The following is a 1111-nucleotide window of genomic DNA, read 5'->3' as shown; positions in this document are numbered from 1 at the left end:
ATAAAACGACTCCCTTACTTTAATATGCACTATTATAACACAACAAAGATTAATCTCTTTTAGATATAATTTGCGAAAAAATTGAGGCTGGTGGGTATGAGCATAAGTGAAAAAATTGCAGCGGGTGAACGACTCTCTTTGAGCGATGGTGTAGTGCTTTATGAGATGGACCTTTTTGAACTTGGAGAGCTTGCTGATAAAAAGCGTCAAGAGTTTCATGGAAAAAAGACATACTTTAACATCAACCGTCATATAAACCCGACAAATGTCTGTGCGGATGTATGTAAGTTTTGTGCCTACTCTGCAACACGAAAAAATCCAAACCAGTACACAATGAGCCATGAAGAGATTATGCAAATTGTTGACAATATAGTAGCAAATGATGCCAAAGAGATTCATATCGTCTCTGCACACAATCCCAATGTGACACTTGATTGGTACTTAGGAATTTTTAAAAAGATAAAAGAGAAGTACCCTGAGCTTCATGTAAAAGCACTTACTGCTGCTGAGGTTGACTTTCTCTCACGCCATCATGGTCTTAGCTATGATGAGGTACTGGACCTTATGGTAGAAAACGGAGTGGACTCTATGCCAGGTGGTGGAGCTGAGATCTTTGATGAGAAAGTACGCGACTACATCTGTAAAGGCAAAGTAACATCGGATCAATGGTTTGAGATCCATAGAAAATGGCATGAACGTGGAAAAAAGTCAAATGTTACGATGCTCTTTGGACATGTAGAGTCTCGTGAGAACCGAATCGATCATATGATGCGTATCCGTGAGTTGCAAGATAAAACGGGTGGATTTAATGCCTTCATTCCTCTGGTCTATCAGACGGAAAACAACTACTTAAATATTGACAAACCAATCACTGCTAATGAGATTTTAAAAACCTATGCTATTGCAAGATTAGTTCTTGATAATGTACCAAATCTAAAAGCCTACTGGGTGACATCTACTGTAAACTTGGCCCTTGTTGCACAGGAGTTTGGAGCAAATGATTTAGATGGGACAATTGAAAAAGAGTCCATTAACTCTGCAGCAGGTGCAAAGAGTGCAAACGGTGTGGATGTCAATGAATTTACGGCACTTATTAAAAACAGTGGATTTA

The 1111-nt window shown here is 38.9% G+C and carries 1 protein-coding gene; it reads left to right on the top strand.

Annotated elements, in window-relative coordinates; genetic code table 11:
* Positions 1-96 precede the first annotated feature (96 nt).
* On the top strand, positions 97-1111 hold a 1015-nt coding region (gene mqnE / locus MNY27_RS10860), incomplete at its 3' end, for an aminofutalosine synthase MqnE (RefSeq protein WP_346392343.1).

Origin of the sequence: Sulfurimonas sp. NWX79 (genome assembly GCF_039667035.1) — a bacterium.
In the GTDB taxonomy this organism is placed as follows: domain Bacteria; phylum Campylobacterota; class Campylobacteria; order Campylobacterales; family Sulfurimonadaceae; genus Sulfurimonas; species Sulfurimonas indica.
The sequence above is the reverse complement of the archived record's forward strand: the minus strand, read 5'-3'. Positions and strand labels throughout refer to the sequence as shown.